Source organism: Glaciecola sp. XM2 (genome assembly GCF_018595715.1).
Taxonomy (GTDB): Bacteria; Pseudomonadota; Gammaproteobacteria; order Enterobacterales; family Alteromonadaceae; genus Glaciecola.
On sequence record NZ_JAHEOJ010000020.1, the window covers coordinates 377306 to 395815 of the forward strand.

16 protein-coding genes and 1 pseudogene are annotated in these 18510 nt (G+C 44.1%); 14 read left to right on the forward strand and 3 right to left on the reverse strand.

The window, feature by feature from the left end; translation table 11 throughout:
- Positions 1 to 19 precede the first annotated feature (19 nt).
- The 11 genes from KJ365_RS06290 (at position 20) to prsR (ending at position 12900) form a co-directional block, all read left to right on the forward strand.
- Positions 20 to 1045 (forward strand): C4-dicarboxylate TRAP transporter substrate-binding protein, encoded by a 1026-nt coding sequence (locus KJ365_RS06290; protein ID WP_214450772.1) that lies wholly within the window; start codon positions 20 to 22, stop codon positions 1043 to 1045.
- Entirely contained in the window at positions 1042 to 1527 is a 486-nt protein-coding gene (locus KJ365_RS06295; RefSeq protein WP_214450773.1) for a TRAP transporter small permease, read from the forward strand. The genes KJ365_RS06290 and KJ365_RS06295 overlap by 4 nt, the downstream gene beginning before the upstream one ends.
- A complete protein-coding gene (locus KJ365_RS06300; protein WP_214450774.1) occupies positions 1527 to 2807 on the forward strand; it encodes a TRAP transporter large permease in 1281 nt (426 codons plus the stop codon). Before KJ365_RS06295 ends, KJ365_RS06300 begins: the two co-directional genes overlap by 1 nt.
- A 109-nt stretch (positions 2808 to 2916) precedes the next feature.
- A complete protein-coding gene (locus tag KJ365_RS06305; RefSeq protein WP_214450775.1) occupies positions 2917 to 3573 on the forward strand; it encodes a cupredoxin domain-containing protein in 657 nt (218 codons plus the stop codon).
- Positions 3573 to 5906, forward strand: coding sequence for a bifunctional diguanylate cyclase/phosphodiesterase (locus tag KJ365_RS06310; protein ID WP_214450776.1), 2334 nt, complete (start codon positions 3573 to 3575; stop codon positions 5904 to 5906). Before KJ365_RS06305 ends, KJ365_RS06310 begins: the two co-directional genes overlap by 1 nt.
- Positions 5903 to 6745, forward strand: a complete 843-nt coding sequence (locus KJ365_RS06315) for a DUF3034 family protein (RefSeq protein ID WP_214450777.1) — start codon at positions 5903 to 5905, stop codon at positions 6743 to 6745. Before KJ365_RS06310 ends, KJ365_RS06315 begins: the two co-directional genes overlap by 4 nt.
- Positions 6742 to 7170 (forward strand): group I truncated hemoglobin, encoded by a 429-nt coding sequence (locus tag KJ365_RS06320; protein WP_214450778.1) that lies wholly within the window; start codon positions 6742 to 6744, stop codon positions 7168 to 7170. The genes KJ365_RS06315 and KJ365_RS06320 overlap by 4 nt, the downstream gene beginning before the upstream one ends.
- 201 nt (positions 7171 to 7371) lie before the next feature.
- Positions 7372 to 8283, forward strand: a complete 912-nt coding sequence (locus tag KJ365_RS06325) for a hydrogen peroxide-inducible genes activator (protein ID WP_214450779.1) — start codon at positions 7372 to 7374, stop codon at positions 8281 to 8283.
- Between the two features lie 88 nt (positions 8284 to 8371).
- The gene (locus KJ365_RS06330; RefSeq protein ID WP_214450780.1) at positions 8372 to 9496 is read left to right on the forward strand and encodes a beta-ketoacyl-ACP synthase III; all 1125 of its coding nucleotides are present in this window, start codon (positions 8372 to 8374) and stop codon (positions 9494 to 9496) included.
- Between the two features lie 6 nt (positions 9497 to 9502).
- Positions 9503 to 11539, forward strand: a complete 2037-nt coding sequence (prsK, locus tag KJ365_RS06335) for an XrtA/PEP-CTERM system histidine kinase PrsK (protein WP_214450781.1) — start codon at positions 9503 to 9505, stop codon at positions 11537 to 11539.
- A 5-nt stretch (positions 11540 to 11544) separates the two neighbouring features.
- Positions 11545 to 12900 carry a PEP-CTERM-box response regulator transcription factor gene (gene prsR / locus KJ365_RS06340; RefSeq protein ID WP_214450782.1) on the forward strand — a complete coding sequence of 452 codons (1356 nt, stop codon included), beginning with the start codon at positions 11545 to 11547 and terminating at the stop codon, positions 12898 to 12900.
- Positions 12901 to 12916: 16 nt separating this feature from the next.
- Here the strand turns inward: prsR and KJ365_RS06345 are convergent, their stop codons facing one another.
- Positions 12917 to 13222: a ribbon-helix-helix domain-containing protein gene (locus KJ365_RS06345; RefSeq protein WP_214450783.1), complete on the reverse strand. Its 306-nt coding sequence runs from the start codon at positions 13220 to 13222 to the stop codon at positions 12917 to 12919.
- Positions 13182 to 13877 (reverse strand): AAA family ATPase, encoded by a 696-nt coding sequence (locus KJ365_RS06350; protein WP_214450784.1) that lies wholly within the window; start codon positions 13875 to 13877, stop codon positions 13182 to 13184. Before KJ365_RS06350 ends, KJ365_RS06345 begins: the two co-directional genes overlap by 41 nt.
- Positions 13878 to 14046: 169 nt before the next feature.
- Between KJ365_RS06350 and KJ365_RS06355 the strand changes: the two are divergent.
- Positions 14047 to 14790: pseudogene (locus KJ365_RS06355) on the forward strand (glutathione peroxidase).
- Positions 14791 to 14821: 31 nt separating this feature from the next.
- On the forward strand, positions 14822 to 15934 hold the full coding sequence (locus KJ365_RS06360; RefSeq protein ID WP_214450785.1) for an alpha/beta hydrolase: 1113 nt from the start codon (positions 14822 to 14824) through the stop codon (positions 15932 to 15934).
- 5 nt (positions 15935 to 15939) lie between these two features.
- Here the strand turns inward: KJ365_RS06360 and KJ365_RS06365 are convergent, their stop codons facing one another.
- Positions 15940 to 17148 (reverse strand): dipeptidase, encoded by a 1209-nt coding sequence (locus KJ365_RS06365; RefSeq protein ID WP_250884055.1) that lies wholly within the window; start codon positions 17146 to 17148, stop codon positions 15940 to 15942.
- 343 nt (positions 17149 to 17491) lie between these two features.
- On the opposite strand from KJ365_RS06365, the gene KJ365_RS06370 reads away from it, so the two are divergent.
- Positions 17492 to 18277, forward strand: coding sequence for a SapC family protein (locus KJ365_RS06370; RefSeq protein ID WP_214450786.1), 786 nt, complete (start codon positions 17492 to 17494; stop codon positions 18275 to 18277).
- Positions 18278 to 18510: the final 233 nt, after the last annotated feature.

Here is an 18510-nt window from a genome sequence, read left to right on the forward strand (position 1 = left end):
GTCGATGTAGCCGTTGTATATGCCTAAAATTTATCGCGCGATAGCATTATTCACGCTTTGTTGTATTGTCGCTTTAAGCGGCTGTCAAAAAGCCGATGATCCTGATAATTTCACCATTACACTAAGACTAAGCCATGTCTTTAACGTTAACGAAGAGTTAGCAAAATCCATTGAGTTAGTGGCCAAGCGCATCGAGAATAAAACCGATGGCGCAGTGCGAGTGTTGACGTACCCAGGCGCACAAATTGCTGCCTATAAAGATGGCGTGGAAATGGTGGTGCGGGGAGCGCATTTCATTTCTGTAGAAGATCCTTCCTACATCGGCGACTATATGCCCGAATTCACCGCATTGGTCGGACCAATGTTGTACAACAATTATGACGAGTACATGGCCTTGGTGCGAACGCCGATGGTACAGGGCTGGGTTAAGCAACTTGAAGAAAAAGGCATTAAAGTTTTATCGTTAGAATACATCTTTGGTTTTAGAAATCTCATCACCGACAAAGTCATTGTCAGCCCTGAAGACTTAGAAGGCGTTAAGCTTAGAACGCCAGGCAGCAAGCTTTTCATTGAAACGCTTAACGCCATGGGAGCAAGTGCAACACCCTTACCGTGGGGCGAAACATTCAGCGCCTTGCAACAGGGCGTTGTGGATGGGCTTGAAGGCTCAGAGTTTACAAATCTTGGTGCAAAAGTATATGAAACAGGCAAAAAAAACGTCGCGTTTACCAATCATTTTTTAGGCACATGCGGCGTATACATATCCACGGAAGTATGGGCAATAATACCGCCTAAGTATCAAAGTATTATCGAACAAGAATTTGCGTATGAAGCGCAGCAAATGATTGAACGCTTAAAACAAAACCATGCTCAGGTAATTAAAGACTTAGAGGCGCAAGGCGTGCAGTTTAACGATATTGACAGAGGTGCATTCGAAGCGCGGACCATCCGCCTGTACGATGGAGGGCTGCCAGGCGTGACCATTGAAATGTATGAACAAATTCAAGAGCAATTGCAGATCATTCGCGCCGAGGTGGAGTCGTGAAGAGTCGCTTGCGGTACTTGTTAACACACTTTGAAGAAATCATTTGCAGTGCTTTGATAGTGACCATGGTCACCTTGGTTATCATCAATGTATTTTTACGTTACTTATTTGCCTACTCCATTTCATGGGCCGAAGAGGTGGCCACAATTTGCTTTGTTTGGTCGGTATTTGTAGGTGCGAGCGCCGCTTATAAGCACAAAATGGATATGGGAATTGATTTTTTGGTGACAAAAGCACCGCCTAATATTGAAAAAGCAATACGCCTGATCACCCTAGTAATTCTGTTGCTCATTAATGGGTATATATTTTATATGTCCATTATCTTTACCAAGATAGCTTGGGCAAAACCTACCGCCGTATTAGGTATCAGTTCGGCATCGATGAACATGGCTTTAGTGGTTGGGTTTGGTTTGATTACCTTTTATACCCTCAAGTTTCTTTATCAAAACCTTATGCAGTATCGTAAAGAGGTGCACAGCTGATGATTTATCTACCGGTTCTCTTGCTCTTTGTGCTTTATTTTTTAGGTATTCCAATTGCCTATGCCTTGCTCGGCTCTGCGATTTTTTATTTCACATTTTTCGATGCGGGAATGCCTCCCGATTTGGTACTGCAAAAGTTTATCAGCTCCGCCGCCTCTTTCCCTTTGCTTGCAATCCCCTTTTTTGTCATGGCCGGCTCAGTGATGAATTACTCAGGTATCAGTAAGCGGCTGATGCAAATGGCTGAGGTGCTCACCGGACATTTTGTAGGTGGTCTTGCCCAGGTGAACGTGCTGCTGAGTACATTCATGGGCGGTATTTCAGGCTCTGCGAATGCAGACGCGGCGATGCAAAGTAAAATTTTAGTGCCACAAATGGTCAAGCAGGGCTACAGTAAGTCGTTTTCCGCTGCAATCACTGCCGCATCTTCTGCTATTTCTCCAGTCATTCCGCCTGGGATTGTCATGATTATATATGCCCTTATCGCTCAAGTATCGGTGGCTGATTTATTTGTCGCAGGTTATGTGCCAGGGATTTTAATGGCAGGCGCGTTAATGATTACCGTCACGCTTATTTCAGTCAAACGTCAGTACAAGCCTTCAAGAGATAAGCGCGCTAGTGCAAGAGAAATTGGACGACAGCTAGTTGACTCTATTTGGTCTTTGTCTCTGCCGTTCGGCATTATTTTAGGCTTACGTTTTGGCCTTTTCACTCCAACAGAAGCAGGCGCAATGGCGGTGTTAGCGTCAGTGTTGATAGGTGTGTTTGTTTACAAAGAGTTAAAGCTATCTCACATTAAATCCATATTGCTCGATACTATCTACGGAACCGCAACGGTGGTATTGATTGTTGTTTCTGCCTCGGTATTTGGCTATTACCTAACGTGGGAGCGAATTCCTCAAGACCTGACCGCGATGCTATTAGACTTCACATCTAACAAGTATCTGATGTTAGGGATTATCAACATATTTTTGTTACTCACCGGTATGATTCTAGAAGGTGGTGCAGCATTGATTATTATTGCACCGCTACTGGTGCCTGTGGTCATGGCACTTGGGATTGACCCTGTGCATTTTGGTATGATTATTATCGTCAATATTATGATTGGTGGCATTACCCCGCCGTTTGGCACCATGATGTTTACCACATGCTCGGTGACCAAGGTACCAGTGGTTGAATTTATGCGAGAAATCTGGCCCTTTATTGTTGCGTTGTTACTTGTACTGATAGTGATTACTTACGTGCCGGCCATTGTTTTGTTTTTGCCAAGCCTGTTTTAATGCCCTAGCTATAAGGCCCTATAAATAGCCGTATGAAGAACTTAATTCGGTTAAAGTGAAAGCACTTTGCAGTCGATACCAAGCCTATTACAAGTTTATCTGGGTGGGTATGCGTTTTTTTTTCGTTGCACTTCTTTTATTATCGTCTCATGCACACGCTTCTACCTCTGTGAGAGTCGTCGATCAGCATGGCGTGGCGGTTGTTGATGCCGTTGTCTCTTTCCCCAGCCAGCCAGATACTGCAATAACGCCACATAACATGCCTGTGGCGGTCATGGACCAAGTCAATATGCAGTTTCAGCCGCATGTGTTAATCGTGTCTAAAGACCAAAAAGTCAGTTTCCCAAACAGTGACGACACGCGACATCACGTCTACAGCTTTAGCGAACCCAAAGTGTTTGAGTTAAAGCTTTTTAAGGGAACGTCTTCTGAGCCAGTACAAATGCAAACGCCTGGTATTGTTGAGCTTGGTTGTAACATTCACGACCAAATGCTTGGATTTATCTACGTTGATGCATCTGGGAGTGCAACGAAAACAAATTCATCGGGGCTTGCAACACTTAATGGGGAGCAGCAAAACACCATCATGGTATGGCATCCGCGACTGCAACATGCAAAAGGACAGCTCTTAGCCTACCCGATTAACATTGACTCCACGTCAGAATACATTACGGTTGTTATTGATTTAAAACCCCTCCCTGTATTAGAGCAGAAAAATCGCTTTAGAAGCCGTTTTACAAATCAACCTGCAGGGCCAGCGATGTGATGAAAAGTGCAAAGCCTCTTCGCGTCCATGTTCTTAAGCTAGTCTTAGGGGTATTGGCGTTCTCGTCTTTTGCAACCTTAGTAAATGTGTGGTTTACAACCACAAGTGCAGGGCAAAAGCAGATTGTTGAGGCTTTAGACATAGGTCAGGGAGTGCTTCGCCAAGTTTTTAATAACAGAGAATCTCAGTTGATAAGCTCTGCGCAGGTCTTGACTGACGATTTTGGTTTCAAACAAGCGGTAGCAACTAATGATAAAGCGACTATTGGCAGCGTATTGGACAATCACGGAGCGCGCATAAATGCCGACTTGATGGCATTGGTGAGCCTTGAGGGTGAACTTATCGCGGCAAACGTAGCTATGCCATCAGATGGGTCGACTGCATTGATGACGAAACAACAACTAGCAGAAGTCACCCAACTTGGAGGCAGCACTCTTTGGACAGTGATTGACAACGAACTCTACCAGGCGATCATACTGACGGTTGATGCACCAACCCCTATCGCAGTTGCTGTAGTAGGCTTTAAGGTCGATGAATATTTACTAGAAAACTTCGATGAGATCACTCAACTTAATACAACGGTTGTTTACACGGATACTCAAAGAAAGGAAAAAAGGCTATCTACGTTGCCAGAGAGTCACGTTGAGTATGCGATTGATAAGCTTGAATCGAGTATGTCATGGTTGGCATTTTATTCATCGAAAGAAGCTTTTGTATCGCGCACATTTCCCCTTACACAATCACTAAACTCTCCGGTTGATGTAGTTTTAAGCGCCAACATAGAGGTCATCTTCTCGTCGTTTAATCAGTTGCAAAGAAACATTTTTGGTATTGCAGTTGGCTCTCTGATTTTGGCGTTTTTGCTCAGCGTTATGTTGTCTAAAAAGCTTACTCGGCCACTCGGTAAACTCGCCAAAGTCTCACAACGAATAGCCAATGGTGCATATGATGAGTTGAGTACAGAGCAACATGTGATAAGTGAAGTTGAGCAGCTTACTTCATCCTTTTCTACAATGCAGACCAATATTCAACATCGGGAAAAACAAATCACCTTTCAGGCTGAGCATGATGCGGTTACGCAGTTATACAACCGTGCTTACATTGGTGGTGCCTTAGCGCAGAAGCTTAAAGCCGGCGCCGCATTGCAGATTGTCGGCATTAATATTAAAGCGTTTAGGGCATTAAATGACACGTATGGACATCAAAATATAGATAGCTGCTTACAAGAGTTTGCTAAGCGTTTAGCGGCTTTAGGTGGCTTGTGCGCGCGCATTTCCAGTAGTGAATTCTTGTGGTTACCCGATGAGCCAAGAGCTGAACAAGACTTAGTGCATATTCACAATGACTTAGAAAAAAGTATCGTTGTTAATGCTCTCACTATTTCTATCAAGCTAGCGATCGTGACATTAGATTGTCCTTGTGATGCAACCGATACGATCAGTGTGTTTCGTCGCTTGAATATTGTCTTTGACGAAGCCAGCAAATCTGGGCAAGACATACTGCCATTTCATCATTCGCATGAAGATAAGTACCTGCGGCGCTTGAGTATTATCCAGCACCTGAAAATTGCGCTTCGTGACAGTGAGTCAGAACTCACTATGGTCTATCAACCAAAGCTTTCGCTGGTAAACAAGCAAGTGAACAAAGTCGAAGGCTTAATAAGATGGAACAGTAAAACCCTCGGTTTTGTGCCCCCTGATGAATTCATTGAAATTGCCGAACAAGCCAATTTGATCTTTGAAATTACGAAGTGGGTTATTCAACAGGTCATGGATGATGTAAGGTGCATGCATGAAAGTGGATACCATATTTGTGCGGCAATTAACTTATCTGCAAAAGATATTATGGTACCTGAACTATTGCCTTGGATTCTCGCCGAGTTAAGGTCAAGGGCATTACCTATTAACGCACTATCTTTTGAATTAACTGAAAGCGATCTTGTCGGCGACGCACAAGCAGCTGCGCAACGGCTCAGTGAATTTAGAGAGGCTGGTTTTGAGGTTGCAATTGATGATTTTGGTACTGGGTATTCATCGCTAGCATATCTGCAACTGTTGCCTGTATCAGATCTTAAAATTGACAAAAGCTTTGTACTTAATCTAGCCAAAAGTAGCGCCGATCAAAAAATCGTTCAGAGTATTATCGCTCTTGCTAAGAGCTTTGATCTCAAGACTATCGCAGAAGGCATTGAAGATGAGCAATCATTAGCATTGCTCACACAGTACGGTTGCGACCTAGTGCAAGGGTATCATGTATGTCGCCCGCAACCGCTAGCGCAATTATTCGAGTTCTTGGCTCAACATTCAAGTCAATTCAAGGAGGTGCAAGAATGATTCGCTTCGCCTTGATACTGTTATATCTATCATTAGCGTGGGCTTGTGACTCGAATGCTGCAGATGGCAAGCTAATAGGCACTGCTGGACTGATGCAGCTAGAAGGAGCCGGTGGCGGTGGCATAGTGCCTTGGGCAACACTTAGTGGTTACGATAGTCGTGATGAAATATCCGTAAATGCAATGGCCACACGTGTTGAGGTGAACGATTTTAGGTTAAATGTCTTAGGTGCCTCTGTATCTATATATGACAAGTTGGAAGTATCTGTGGCGCAACATCTGTTTGACGTTCCCGCCCTGAACACTCAAATTGAGCAGCAAATCGTTGGTGTGAAATATCGTGTGTACGGTGATGCAGTATACAGTCGCTTTGGGCAAGTGAGTGCAGGGTGGATGCATAAACGGCTCAAAGATGGCGATGTGGCAGATCTGCTTGGCGCGCAAAACGCCGAGCGCGGTAATGATTTTTATATCGCGGCGACTAAAATTCATTTGGGCGCATTAGCAGGGTATAACATCGTACACAACATCACCGCAAGAGCTACTAAAGCAAATCAACTCGGGCTATTGGGGTTTGGCGGACTGAACAATGAATCGTATAAAATCATGTTTGAAGGATCGTTTGGTGTGCTGCTGAGCCGGCATCTGGCTATCGGCGCTGAATTTCGACAAAAGCCAGATAGTCTTGGCTTGGGTGAGGAGCATTGGCGCGATGTATTTGTTGCCTATATCCCTAACAAAAATTTTAATGTCACCGTAGCTTGGGCCGATTTAGGAAGCATCGCCGGTGGGCCGCAACAGCAGGGTATCTACTTATCGTTAAGCGGGAGTTTGCAATGATTCAAAGATGTCTACTCATAATGCTCATGTTGTGCATGACATCTTGCGCATCTACGACTGATAGGAAGGCTGAGTCGCTTTATCAGCAAATCGGTGGCGCAGATACGGTAGCGGACATTGTGGATAACTTTATAACCGAGATTGAATATAGCAAAGAAATTTTCCCTTATTTTGTGCACAGCGATGTTGTGCGGTTTCGAACGAAGCTAATAGAGCACCTTTGCATGCTTACTGATGGTCCATGTGAGTATACAGGCGATACAATGAAACAAGTTCATGGTGGCATGAACATTACGGAACATGATTTTAATCTAGGGGTGGATTTGTTTATCAATGCGATGACGAAGGCAGGCGTTAAACACCGTTTGCAAAACAAGGTATTAGCAAAAATGGTACCCACGCGTAGCGACATTATTTACCAGTAGTAGCGCTTTGTCCCATCATGATCATCCAAATCCTGTACGCACCAAACTTTGTGGGCTATGTCCTACAGGCTATGTACTCAAGCACTAATAAAATCCGGTGCGACCGTTTTCATATGAACGGGTTATATTGACATTTAACCTACTGACTTTATACATATTTATGCTAGGATTTATGCACACAACTAAGGAGTACTTTTACTTTTGCGTTTCCCAAACTTAAAGCATTTACACTATTTAACAGTGCTCCATAAAGAGCAGCACTTTGCGCGCGCAGCTGAGAAGTGTAATGTCAGCCAGTCTACATTAAGCACTGCCATTCAAACATTGGAGGACAACATTGGCCAACAGTTGCTCGAGCGTGAGCATAAAGCCTTTGTATTTACTGACTTTGGCGAGGCCTTAGTAGAGAGATCTAAACAGTTGCTGAGCAACGCCCAAGATTGGAATAGCTTTGCAGAATCTTCTGGTGATTGGCAATCTGGCGTGCTCAAGTTGGGCGTTATCCCAACCATTGCGCCGTTTATGTTTGAATCTATTATTCGTACCGTGGGAAGTGGATTGCCGCGCTTGCAATTACAACTCGCTGAAGACACCACCGATAACTTACTGGCCCGTTTGTCAGAGGGTGAACTCGACCTGTTGTTGCTTGCGCTGCCTATGAAAACACCGGGGTGCAAACAATTAAATTTAGGGCAGGATCCTTTTCACTTAGTCGCGCACCAAACGCGGGTGACAGAGCTAGCCGCGCAGTTTGATATCGACAGCTTGCCAAACGACAGTATTTTCTTGCTGCAAAAAGAACATTGTTTGACTGAGCATGCTGTGAGCGCCTGTGGGCTCGCACACAAGGCGCAAGTAAGTTCACTCACCGCAAGCTCACTGCATACTTTAGTATCTTTGGTAAATAGCAAAATGGGCTTTACGTTTATACCAGAAATGGCCTTGCACAAAGGTATTTTGGAGGGCACCGAGGTAACTGCAATGCCCGCTGAGCACAATGCATATCGCGAAATCGGTTTGGTATGGCGAGTCGGAACAACACGGATGCAGCTTTTTAGAAAAGTGGCTCAACTCATCGCACCACTGCTGCCAATACCAAACAAGGCGCTTTAATACATCAAGCGCCTGATAAGTTATTGAAGTATCATCATTCTCACCTTAGTATTGGAGCATATGCTCAATACAGCACTTAGGACACAACATGCAAAATCAGGTGGTATTAAGCGGCGTCGGTTTATGGACCCCGCCCAACACTATTACAAATGAAGAGCTCATTGGCGCGTACAACGCATATGCCGATCACTTTAATGCACAACACAAAGATGAAATCAGTGAGGGTACAGTCGAGGCCAAGCCTCATTCTAGTGCGGAGTTTGTAGAAAAAGCGTCAGGCATAAAAAGCCGTTACATCTATTGTAAAGATGGAGTCTTAGACGTTGAACGTATGCGTCCTATTATTGAGGAACGCGCTGATGATGAGCTGTCGCAGCAGGCTGAAATCGCCGTTGAAGCCGCTAAACTAGCGCTTAAATCGGCAAATAAAAGCGCTCAAGATATAGATGCGGTCATTGTTTCTTGTGCCTATACTCAGCGCTCTTACCCGGCCATAGCCATTGAAGTGCAAGAAGCATTAGGCATAGACGGTTTTGGTTTTGATATGCTGGTAGCATGCTCTGCGGCTACCTTTGGCATGCATCGCGCTTATGAGATGGTAGCGGCGGGCACTGCTAAAGCGGTGTTAGTGATTAATCCAGAATTGGTCTCCCCACAAGTCAATTATAAAGACCGCGACAGCCATTTTATCTTTGGCGATGTTGCAACTGCTACGATTATTGAGCGAAGCGATACAGCAAAAGCTGAGCATGTCTTTAACCTCTTAAGCACCAAGGCAGTCACCAAGTTCTCTAACAATATCCGTTCCAATTTTGGCTACATGACCCACGCGACCGACAAAGACCCCTATGCTGCCGATAAATTATTTCATCAAGAAGGTCGCAAAGTGTTCAAAGAAGTGTGCCCAATGGCTGCTGAGCATATTACCGAGCACCTTGCATCTCATGAGCTCAAGCCCACAGATTTGAAGCGCTGGTGGTTGCACCAAGCGAATATCAATATGAATACGCTTATCAGCAAGAAACTGTTAGGAAGAGAAGCGAGCAGAGAAGAAGCGCCTATAGTGTTAGATACTTATGCTAATACGGCGTCAGCCGGTTCGGTGATTGCCTTTGCTTTGCATCACGAAGACCTGCAAAGTGGTGATTATGGGCTGTTATGTTCATTTGGCGCAGGTTATTCCATTGGCAGTTTACTCGTGCAGAAAAGGTAATCTCACTTGTTGTTTAATGTCGGCTATGGCCTAGTTGCAGCTTCGTATACGTTGTTGCTGCTTATGCTGTTTGCAGTACGCAATGCCGGCATGGCTAAAAACTTACTTTCTTTTGCAACGCTAACCATTATCTTATGGGCACTTACTCATCTTGGTTACCTTAAATTAGAATTAGGCCAAGAAAACTTGCTGATTTATGACAGCATTCGGCAATGGGTATGGATGCTATTTATCGCCGCATGCCTGCGCAACCATTTTGATGGCTTTCTCACCTTTGTCACCCGGCCAATTACACTTGCTATTATGGTGTTGCCAACACTGACCTTTATCACGGCGGTGCTAGACGTAATACCCAGTACGTGGCAGTTTAGTCTGCATACGGTATTAGCCCTTCAAGCACTTGTTATGCTTGAGGTGGTTTATCGACAAGCCGATGATCAAAAGTGGGCATTTAAACCCCTTATTTTGTACCTAGGGGCGTTAAGCCTGTTTGATTTTGTTACCTATGCAAATGCCACCATGGTTGATCAGCTAAATTGGGCTTTCTTTGCTGCGCGTGGATATGTGTATGTAGCATTGTTGCCCCTGTTAGTGTTGGCAATTCGCCGCATCAAACATTGGGGTATTGATATTTTTGTTAGTCGTGAAGTGGTGCTTCATTCTACTCTTCTCATGGTGGCAGGTGTTTATCTGCTAGTCATGGCGATGTTTGGCTATATTGTGCAGTTCTTTGGAGGAAGTTGGGGACTGCCGGTTCAATTGGTGCTTGTAGCTGTTTCGTTAGTGTTATTGATGAGTCTTTTCATGTCTCATCAGTTTCGTAACTCACTGAAGATTTTCATTACCAAGCACTTTTACGCTAACCAGTACGACTACAGGGTAGAGTGGGTAAAGCTCACTAAACGTTTATCACAAAGTGGTGACAGCCTTGAAGAAGTCTATCAAACCGCGCTAAGCGCTTATCTAGAAGGTGTCGGCTATTCTCAAGGGTGCCTTGTAAAGAGCAATGGGAATGCGCTTAGTATTGTGGCTCGCTCTTCTGGTGATGCCAAAATAAAAGAAGATGAATTCATCGCGTCATTGCCTTCGATTGTCGATTTTTGTGAGCAAAAACATTGGGTGATTGACTTCAACGAGCTTCAGGTAAAGCCTGATTTATATGATACTTTGAAAAATCGCAATGATTTTATGGCAGGATTTGTTTATCAATTGGCAGTACCGATATATCAAAATGACCAGCTCTGGGGTTTGGTTTTTATGCGCGCATTGGCGCCCGATACTAAAAGCTTGAATTGGGAACTTCGAGATTACATAAATGCATTAACCGACCAAATAGCGAATTTCATTTTCAACGCAGAGAGTTCTAATGCATTGGCAGAAAATGCCCAGTTTGCGGCCTTCAACAGAATGTCGGCCTTTGTCGTGCACGACCTAAAAAATGTGTTGGCACAAATTAATCTGATTTTATCAAACGCCGAACAACACAGAGATAACCCAGAATTTATCGACGATACTTTTGAAACGCTGCACCACACGCAGCAGCGTATGGATAAAATGCTCAAGCAACTCACCAACAAAAAGGTAGAAGCAAAACAAAGCAATGTAAGGGTGGATCTTGTAGCGCTTGTTGATGAGTTAATTCATAATAAGTGCCGCGCAAATCGCCCTCTTCCAACCCTTTCAGCGAATGGGGCGATTGAAGTAAAAATAGATGCCGAAAAATTCAGCAATGTCATGTATCATCTTATTCACAATGCGCAACAAGCGACCGCAGATGATGGAATGGTCACGGTGTCTATGACTGAAGATGGGCATTATATTTCAATCAGCATATCTGATGATGGCGTAGGTATGAGCGAAGCATTTATCAAGCATCGTTTATTTAAACCGTTTGATACAACAAAGGGGAACGCAGGGATGGGTATAGGAGCATATGATGCTAGGCAGTTTGTACAAGAGTCGGGCGGTAACATTGAAGTAAACAGTGTAGAATCCCAAGGAACGGAGTTTATAGTGCGACTACCTTTGGCAAGAGAAGAGTGAATTACATGGAAAAGATACTTGTCGTTGATGATGATTTAGGCATCCAAAAACAGCTAAAATGGGCCCTTACCGGCGCTGAAATTGTATTTGCGGACGATCGCGAGTCTGCAATCAGTCAGCTTAGACGCCATGAGCCTAATGTTGTTACCCTAGATCTTGGACTTCCCCCAGACCCAGCGAATGCCTCGGAAGGTTTGCTTGCCCTTAAAGAAATACTCACCTTAGCGCCAAGCACAAAAGTGATTGTTGTCACCGGCAATGACGATAAAGAGAATGCGCTTAAAGCAATTGCCTTAGGTGCTTACGATTATTATCAAAAACCCATTGATACCGATACCATCAATTTGATTATTCAACGGGCAATGAATTTAGCTAACCTCGAGAAAGAAAACATTCTTTTGTCGAGGACCAATACGGCGATGGGAAAAATCATCGGTAATAGTGCTTCCATCCAAGGTGCGAGCCGTAAGGCCGAGAAGATTGCGCAAACCGACATTAGTGCCTTGCTGTTAGGCGAAAGTGGTACCGGTAAGGAAGTGTTTGCACGCAGTATTCATGAACATAGCAACAGAAGTAAAAAGCCTTTTGTTGCAATTAACTGCGCCTCGATCCCTGAGAATTTGCTTGAAAGTGAATTGTTTGGATATGAAAAAGGAGCTTTTACAGGCGCAAATAAAACCACTCTGGGCAAAATAGAAACCGCTCAAGGCGGCACGTTATTTTTAGATGAAATTGGCGACATGCCACTTGGACTGCAAGCAAAAATGCTGCGCTTTTTACAAGAGCGGGTAATTGAAAGAGTAGGCGGAAGAAGCGAAATCCCGGTAGATGTGCGCGTTATTTGTGCCACTCACAGAGATTTGCAAGATATGGTAGAACAAGAAAGTTTTAGGGAAGACTTGTACTATCGTATAGGTGAAATCAGTATTTTGATCCCGCCGCTTAGGGAGCGAGATGATGATGTTGTGTTATTGGCGAAAACCTTCTTAAATCAATATCGAGAAGAGTATTCAGCTAAAGTAAAAGGCTTTAGTGAAGATGCCATACAGGCGATGCTCGCACATCGGTGGCCGGGCAATATCCGTGAGCTACAAAACAAATTGAAGTCGGCGGTGGTATTGGCTGAAGGTCAACTGATTCAAGTGGATGACTTGAGCTTAACGAGCGTAAATGAAGCGAGCGAGCGGATATTTAACTTGCGCGAAGTGAGAGAAATTGCAGAAAGTAAGGCTATTCGCCAAGCGTATCACCAAGCCGAACAAAATATTTCAAAAGCGGCTGAGTTACTGGGCGTTACCCGTCCAACCTTGTATTCATTAATTGATAAATATCGTCTTGATGATCTAAAAAGTCAGGCATAGTGCCTGACTTTTATGACTATTTGATTGCTTGACCATACAACCACTGGTCGTCGCTATAGAATTGGTCATGCACTAGCAATCGTAACAACCTCGATTTACAAATTCCGGTACGTTTACTAATTGACATCAACTCATCTAGACTCTCTGGCGTCAAAGAAAAGGTCGCATTCTTTGTTTTGCTATCCTTGTTCGCGCGAGGCTCGCGCTTACTATCAAGGCCAAATGCGTATGTTTGCGCACCGTCAATAAAGCTCTCTAAATCAACGGGTGCATCACTTGTATTATTTGACTGCGTAGACTTTTTGAGATCTCGTAGGCTCATTAGCTTTTGCTCCCGCTGATATGATTAGTTCGTTAAATACGCCACGTAATTCATTAGCAGCTTTCCCAGTCGGATCTCGCTCAATTACCGACAACCCATCTTCTTCGCTATCATCATAGATGTTGCGCGCATAGGTCACGTGATCAAGGGTGTGGATCCCAAACGAATTGCACACTTCTTTTGCTTCAAGTATGCGATAAGCCTGGTTGGGTAGGGAGGGGCATTGTGTGATAACAAATGTCGCATGCATTTTGGGGTTGACCATGCGGCAAGTGCTAAGCAGATCTTCCATGTGTACGACGGTTTTCAAGTCTCGTCTTTTCGGGCGCAACGGCAGTAAAGCCAAGTCTGCAACCGACAGCGATGAACGCAAGGCTAGATTGTCTTGTCCACCACAATCGATAATCACATAGTCATAGTGTTGCTCAAAGCTAAGCAGTTCGTTACGTATCTTGCCATAAAGCTGTACGCAATTTATGCTTGCGAGTTGAGGTTGACTGTTGCGCTCTTGTATCCAATCTGACGTGGTGCGCTGCGGATCGCAGTCGACCATCAGCAAAGATGCTTTTTGCTCAGTAACTAAATGCACGGCTAGATTTTGTGCGAGGCAGCTTTTTCCGCTTCCTCCCTTTTCTCCGCCAACTAAAATGATCATAAGTACTCCTCAGATCTAGTTTGCTACAACATGGTAAAGCTGAGCAAAGCTGTGACTTTTGGTTAAATTTTTATTCCAAGTGAAAGATAACAAAAAATCTAAACCTGACTAGCTTATCTGTTCATACCTATTAATATGTACGTATAACCAAATCAAACAAGGATTCATTATGAGTGAAGCAACATCGTTAGAAAGTATGGAAGGAAAACGCATTCCAGACGTATCTTGGCCAGTCAGAGTGGGTGAACAGTGGCAGACACTCACCAGCAAAGAGATATTTGAAAACAAAAAGGTAATTGTATTTTCATTACCAGGTGCATTTACGCCCACTTGCTCATCCACCCATCTTCCCTGATTTAACCAATTGGCAGGTGTGTTTAAGCAAAAGGGTGTAGACCAAATTTGTTGTGTATCGGTTAACGACACTTTTGTTATGAACGCATGGCTAGCAGATCAGGAAGCTGACAATATCACTGTTGTACCTGACGGTAATGGCGAATTCACCGGAGCCATGGGCATGTTAGTCGACAAAAAAGACCTCGGCTTTGGCAAACGTTCGTGGCGCTATTCGATGTTAGTGAACAACGGTGTGATTGAGAAAATGTTTATTGAACCTAATGTACCTGGTGACCCATTTGAAGTCTCTGATGCCGATACTATGCTTGCCTACCTCGACCCTGACGCTGCTGCGCCGCAAGACGTGTCTTTATTTACTAAGCCTGGGTGCCCGTTTTGTACTAAAGCAAAAGCATTGCTCACTGACAAAGGCATCAATTACGAAGAAATTGTGTTAGGTAGAGATGCCAGTTTAGCGTCACTTAAAGCAGTCTGTGGACGTGATAGTGTGCCGCAAGTGTTTATTGGTGGTCAGCATATTGGTGGCAGTGAAGATTTAGAGGCATTTTTCAAGTAAACTATTGGCTTGAAAAAAACGGGGTAGTTACATGAATAAAAGTATGCGCTTGAAGTTACATCATATAAATAGATGGATAGGTGCTTTTGGTGTTGGTTTGGCGCTATGCATTACAAGTGTGGTGCATGCTCAATCAATGTCCGCAACTGACCTTCGAGCCCCGTTTGCGAATATCTACCAGAATGAACTCGGTAGCGTTGTGCCGTGTCAAACACAGCTAGAACACGAAGTAAAGGTCTGCTCTCAAACATTAAGGAATGAGGGCAACGCACCTTATATTTATGTGCCGCAGTCGCCAAAAGCGACGGTAGTATTGTTTCATGGTTTGAGTGACTCACCGTTTTATCTGAGGTCTATCGCTGATGAACTGTATCGTCAAGGTTATATCGTTATTGTGCCCCTCACACCGGGTCATGGAAAACGAGAAGCCGACGCCGATATGCAAGACCCAACCCTGCAAGCGCGCTGGTATCAGCATGTAGAGTCTGTAATGGCCTTAGCGCATCAAAGCCATGAACAGGTTTTTGTGGGTGGATTTTCCACTGGCGGCACGTTTGCCACCCGATATATGCTGTTAAACCCAGAGAAGGTGCAAGGATTGCTGCTGTTTTCAGGTGCTTTTCAGCTTTCTTCTACCGCAGAGTCGATGGCCAATATTTGGGGTATTGAAACTGTGGCGGCTTGGTTAGACGGAGAGTATGAAACCGATGGTCCAAATCCATATAAATATCCCTCAGTCGCTAGCTATTCAGCTCTACAGTTGATTAAGGTGATAGAAGATGTGAGAGAACGCCTGGTGGATAACGAAGTCTCAAAACCCATATTTGCGGCACACTCGATGTCTGATAAAACAACCCTGTATGAAGGTGTGGCAGACCTTTTGTCAAAAGTGCCTGGCGACCATACAGAATTTAAGATTGATGAGAGCTTTGAGGTGTGTCATGGCGACATCACCTTGAGCGCTGCACAGTTGATTAGCATGGAGTTTGATAAGTCGCGAGTGAACCCAAAAGAAAAGTGTAAAACACCGGAGCCTAATCCTTTGCATCGCAGCATGATGCAAGTTCTGGTTCACTTCATAAATGAGCATACCAAAGTGAGTGATAGCCCCAAACAACTGACAGGGGCATCGTCGCTTAACTAGAGCGGCTAGCTTTTAGCCGCCACCTCCTCAACTTTACGCCATACTCGCAACACGTTTTCATTTAGAATTTTCTTCACGTCTGCTTCTGAATAACCTCTTTGTAGCAAACCTTGCACTAGATTTGGAAAGGTAGAAACGTCTTTTAAGCCAGTAGGCAATGAATCCCCAACGCCGTCATAGTCTGAGCCTATTCCAATATAGTCGATGCCGACTAAGTCTCTTACATAATCGATATGGTCTAGTACTAAGTCAAGGTCGGCAAAGGGGTAGGGGTTTTGCTCAATATATTTGGCATTGAAGTTACGCACTTGCTCACTATCGCTCCCGTGAGCGTCTATCAATGCTTGGCGTTGCTCACCAAGACGGTCGCGCCAAGTTCTGGCCACAGGGCTAACAAAACCTGAACCGAAGTTAATCATGATCACGCCTTCGTTTTCAGCCAGCTTTTTGATCATATCGTCACTCATATTGCGCTCAAAACCTGGGGTAAAACGTCTCAATGATGAGTGAGACGCAATCACTGGCGCTTGGCTTAACGCAACGGTTTGGTAAAACGCCGCATCTGATACATGAGAAATATCTACGATAATTCCAAGTTTGTTCATTTCAGCGACCATTTCTTTACCGAAGGGGCTTAAGCCGTTCCATTGTCGGCGCAGATCGTAAGATGAGTCGCTAATATGATTAGATTGAGAATGCGCTAAGGTAATGTAGCGAATGCCGCGCTCGTAAAATATTCTTAGAGTATCTAAACTACCTTGCACGGGAGAGCCATTTTCCATCCCCATGGGTAACGAAATAAGCCCATTTTGGAAATTTCTTTCAACATCTTCCACGCTATAAGCAAGCGCAAATTTATCCGGGGCACGCCCCACAATCGCTTCCACGGAGTCAATTAAACGATGCGCGAGTTTGGTGGATGCGTCGGAGTTATCAAAACTTGCAGGAATGTATATTGACATAAAGGGTGCATCCAGACCGCCCTCAACCGCACGAGGGTAGTCAAAGTCACCCCCTTGTGTGGCAACGGTGACATCGACCCAGTTGCTTTCGACGCGATATGGCACATCGATATGACCGTCTACGATAATATTCTCTTTTACAATGCGTTTTGCCGCTTGCTCATAAGGTTCAGCGTTTTGCTCTGCGCTAGCATGAGATGCGATGACTGAGAGGATGATAAGTGCAATCATCTTTGGGTGCTTAAAAGACATAGTGTTTCCTTTTTATTAAGCGCAGTGAATCGTTACGATGGTGGTATAGGATATGAGATGTTGTGAGCCGTATCGTATACATTCGTCTGCTAAGTATCTGTAATTTATCACTATACGACAGTGTTAAGAAATTGTCTGCGTTAACGCATAAAAATAAAGCGCTGTATCACCCCGAAATGGGAGGTAAACGGGTGACAATGTGTGCAAATTCCGACATAATAAGCGCGTTTTTTTACAATGGTATGCTAGAGACATAAGTCAACCATATAGCGCTTTGCGCTCATTAAATCCGTCATCCGATGAGCATGGCAACTCAATACAAATATAAAAAGAGAAGTAATCAATGGCAATAAACTACGTTCCGTTAAATAACGAAAAGCACCGTGATTTAAAATTCGCTATGGGTAGCGATTTTTCTTATGCAGCAAATACGCATTTGGCGGCAGCTACTATCAGAGAGTTCGCACAACTTGCAGGCTCTATGCCTTTAGTATTCATCCAAGACCCTAACACTAAGAACATTCACAGCGTGGCAATGTTAGGACTTGAGCAAGGTGTTAACTTATATTTTTCTGATAACAAATGGCAAGCACCGCACGTGCCATTAAATATTCAGCGTTACCCTTTCGATATTCGTCCAGATGGCGAAAAACTAGGTGTATTCATTGATGACGAAAGCGAGCATTTTGTCAAAGAGGGTGAGGGTGAAGCATTATTTAACGATAAAGGTGAACCCACCGAGTTTTTACAACGTCGTCAGCAGTTCCTTGTTGAGCTTGCTAATAGCGAAGTGCAAAACCAGCGTTTCATCAAGCAGCTTCAAGAGCTTGAGTTATTAGAAGATATTGAGTTGCGTGTGAACTATAAAGACGGTGCTTCGCGTAACGTGACGGGTATGCTGTCTATCAATGAGAAGAAGCTACTAGACTTAGACGACGACAAAGTGCTTGCGCTACACAAAGCTGGCTACCTTGGCGCTATTTACTCTATGATGCTGTCTCTAGGACAACTGAATCGTTTGGTTGAACTATCTAACAAAACGAAGAACCCGATTCAGTCTATGCAGATTTCACAAGCATCAGCACAGCAAGCATCAGGACAACAAGCAGAAGCACAACCTTCTGCCTAACTGATTGAATTAAAATATAAAGCTGCACCGGATGCTTTCGGTGCAGCTTTTTTTATGCCTGTATAAGCGTACAGGCCTTGAATTTACTGGCTTAAAAACATGGCTTTTATTTGTATAAAAGCTTGACAGGTGGGGTATAAGCTACCTAAACTGTCAAAAAGTGGGTAAAAGTGGCGAAAAAGGGTTTTTATCAGGTGTAACCAGCTAATAAAAAAAACAATAAGCTACTAACA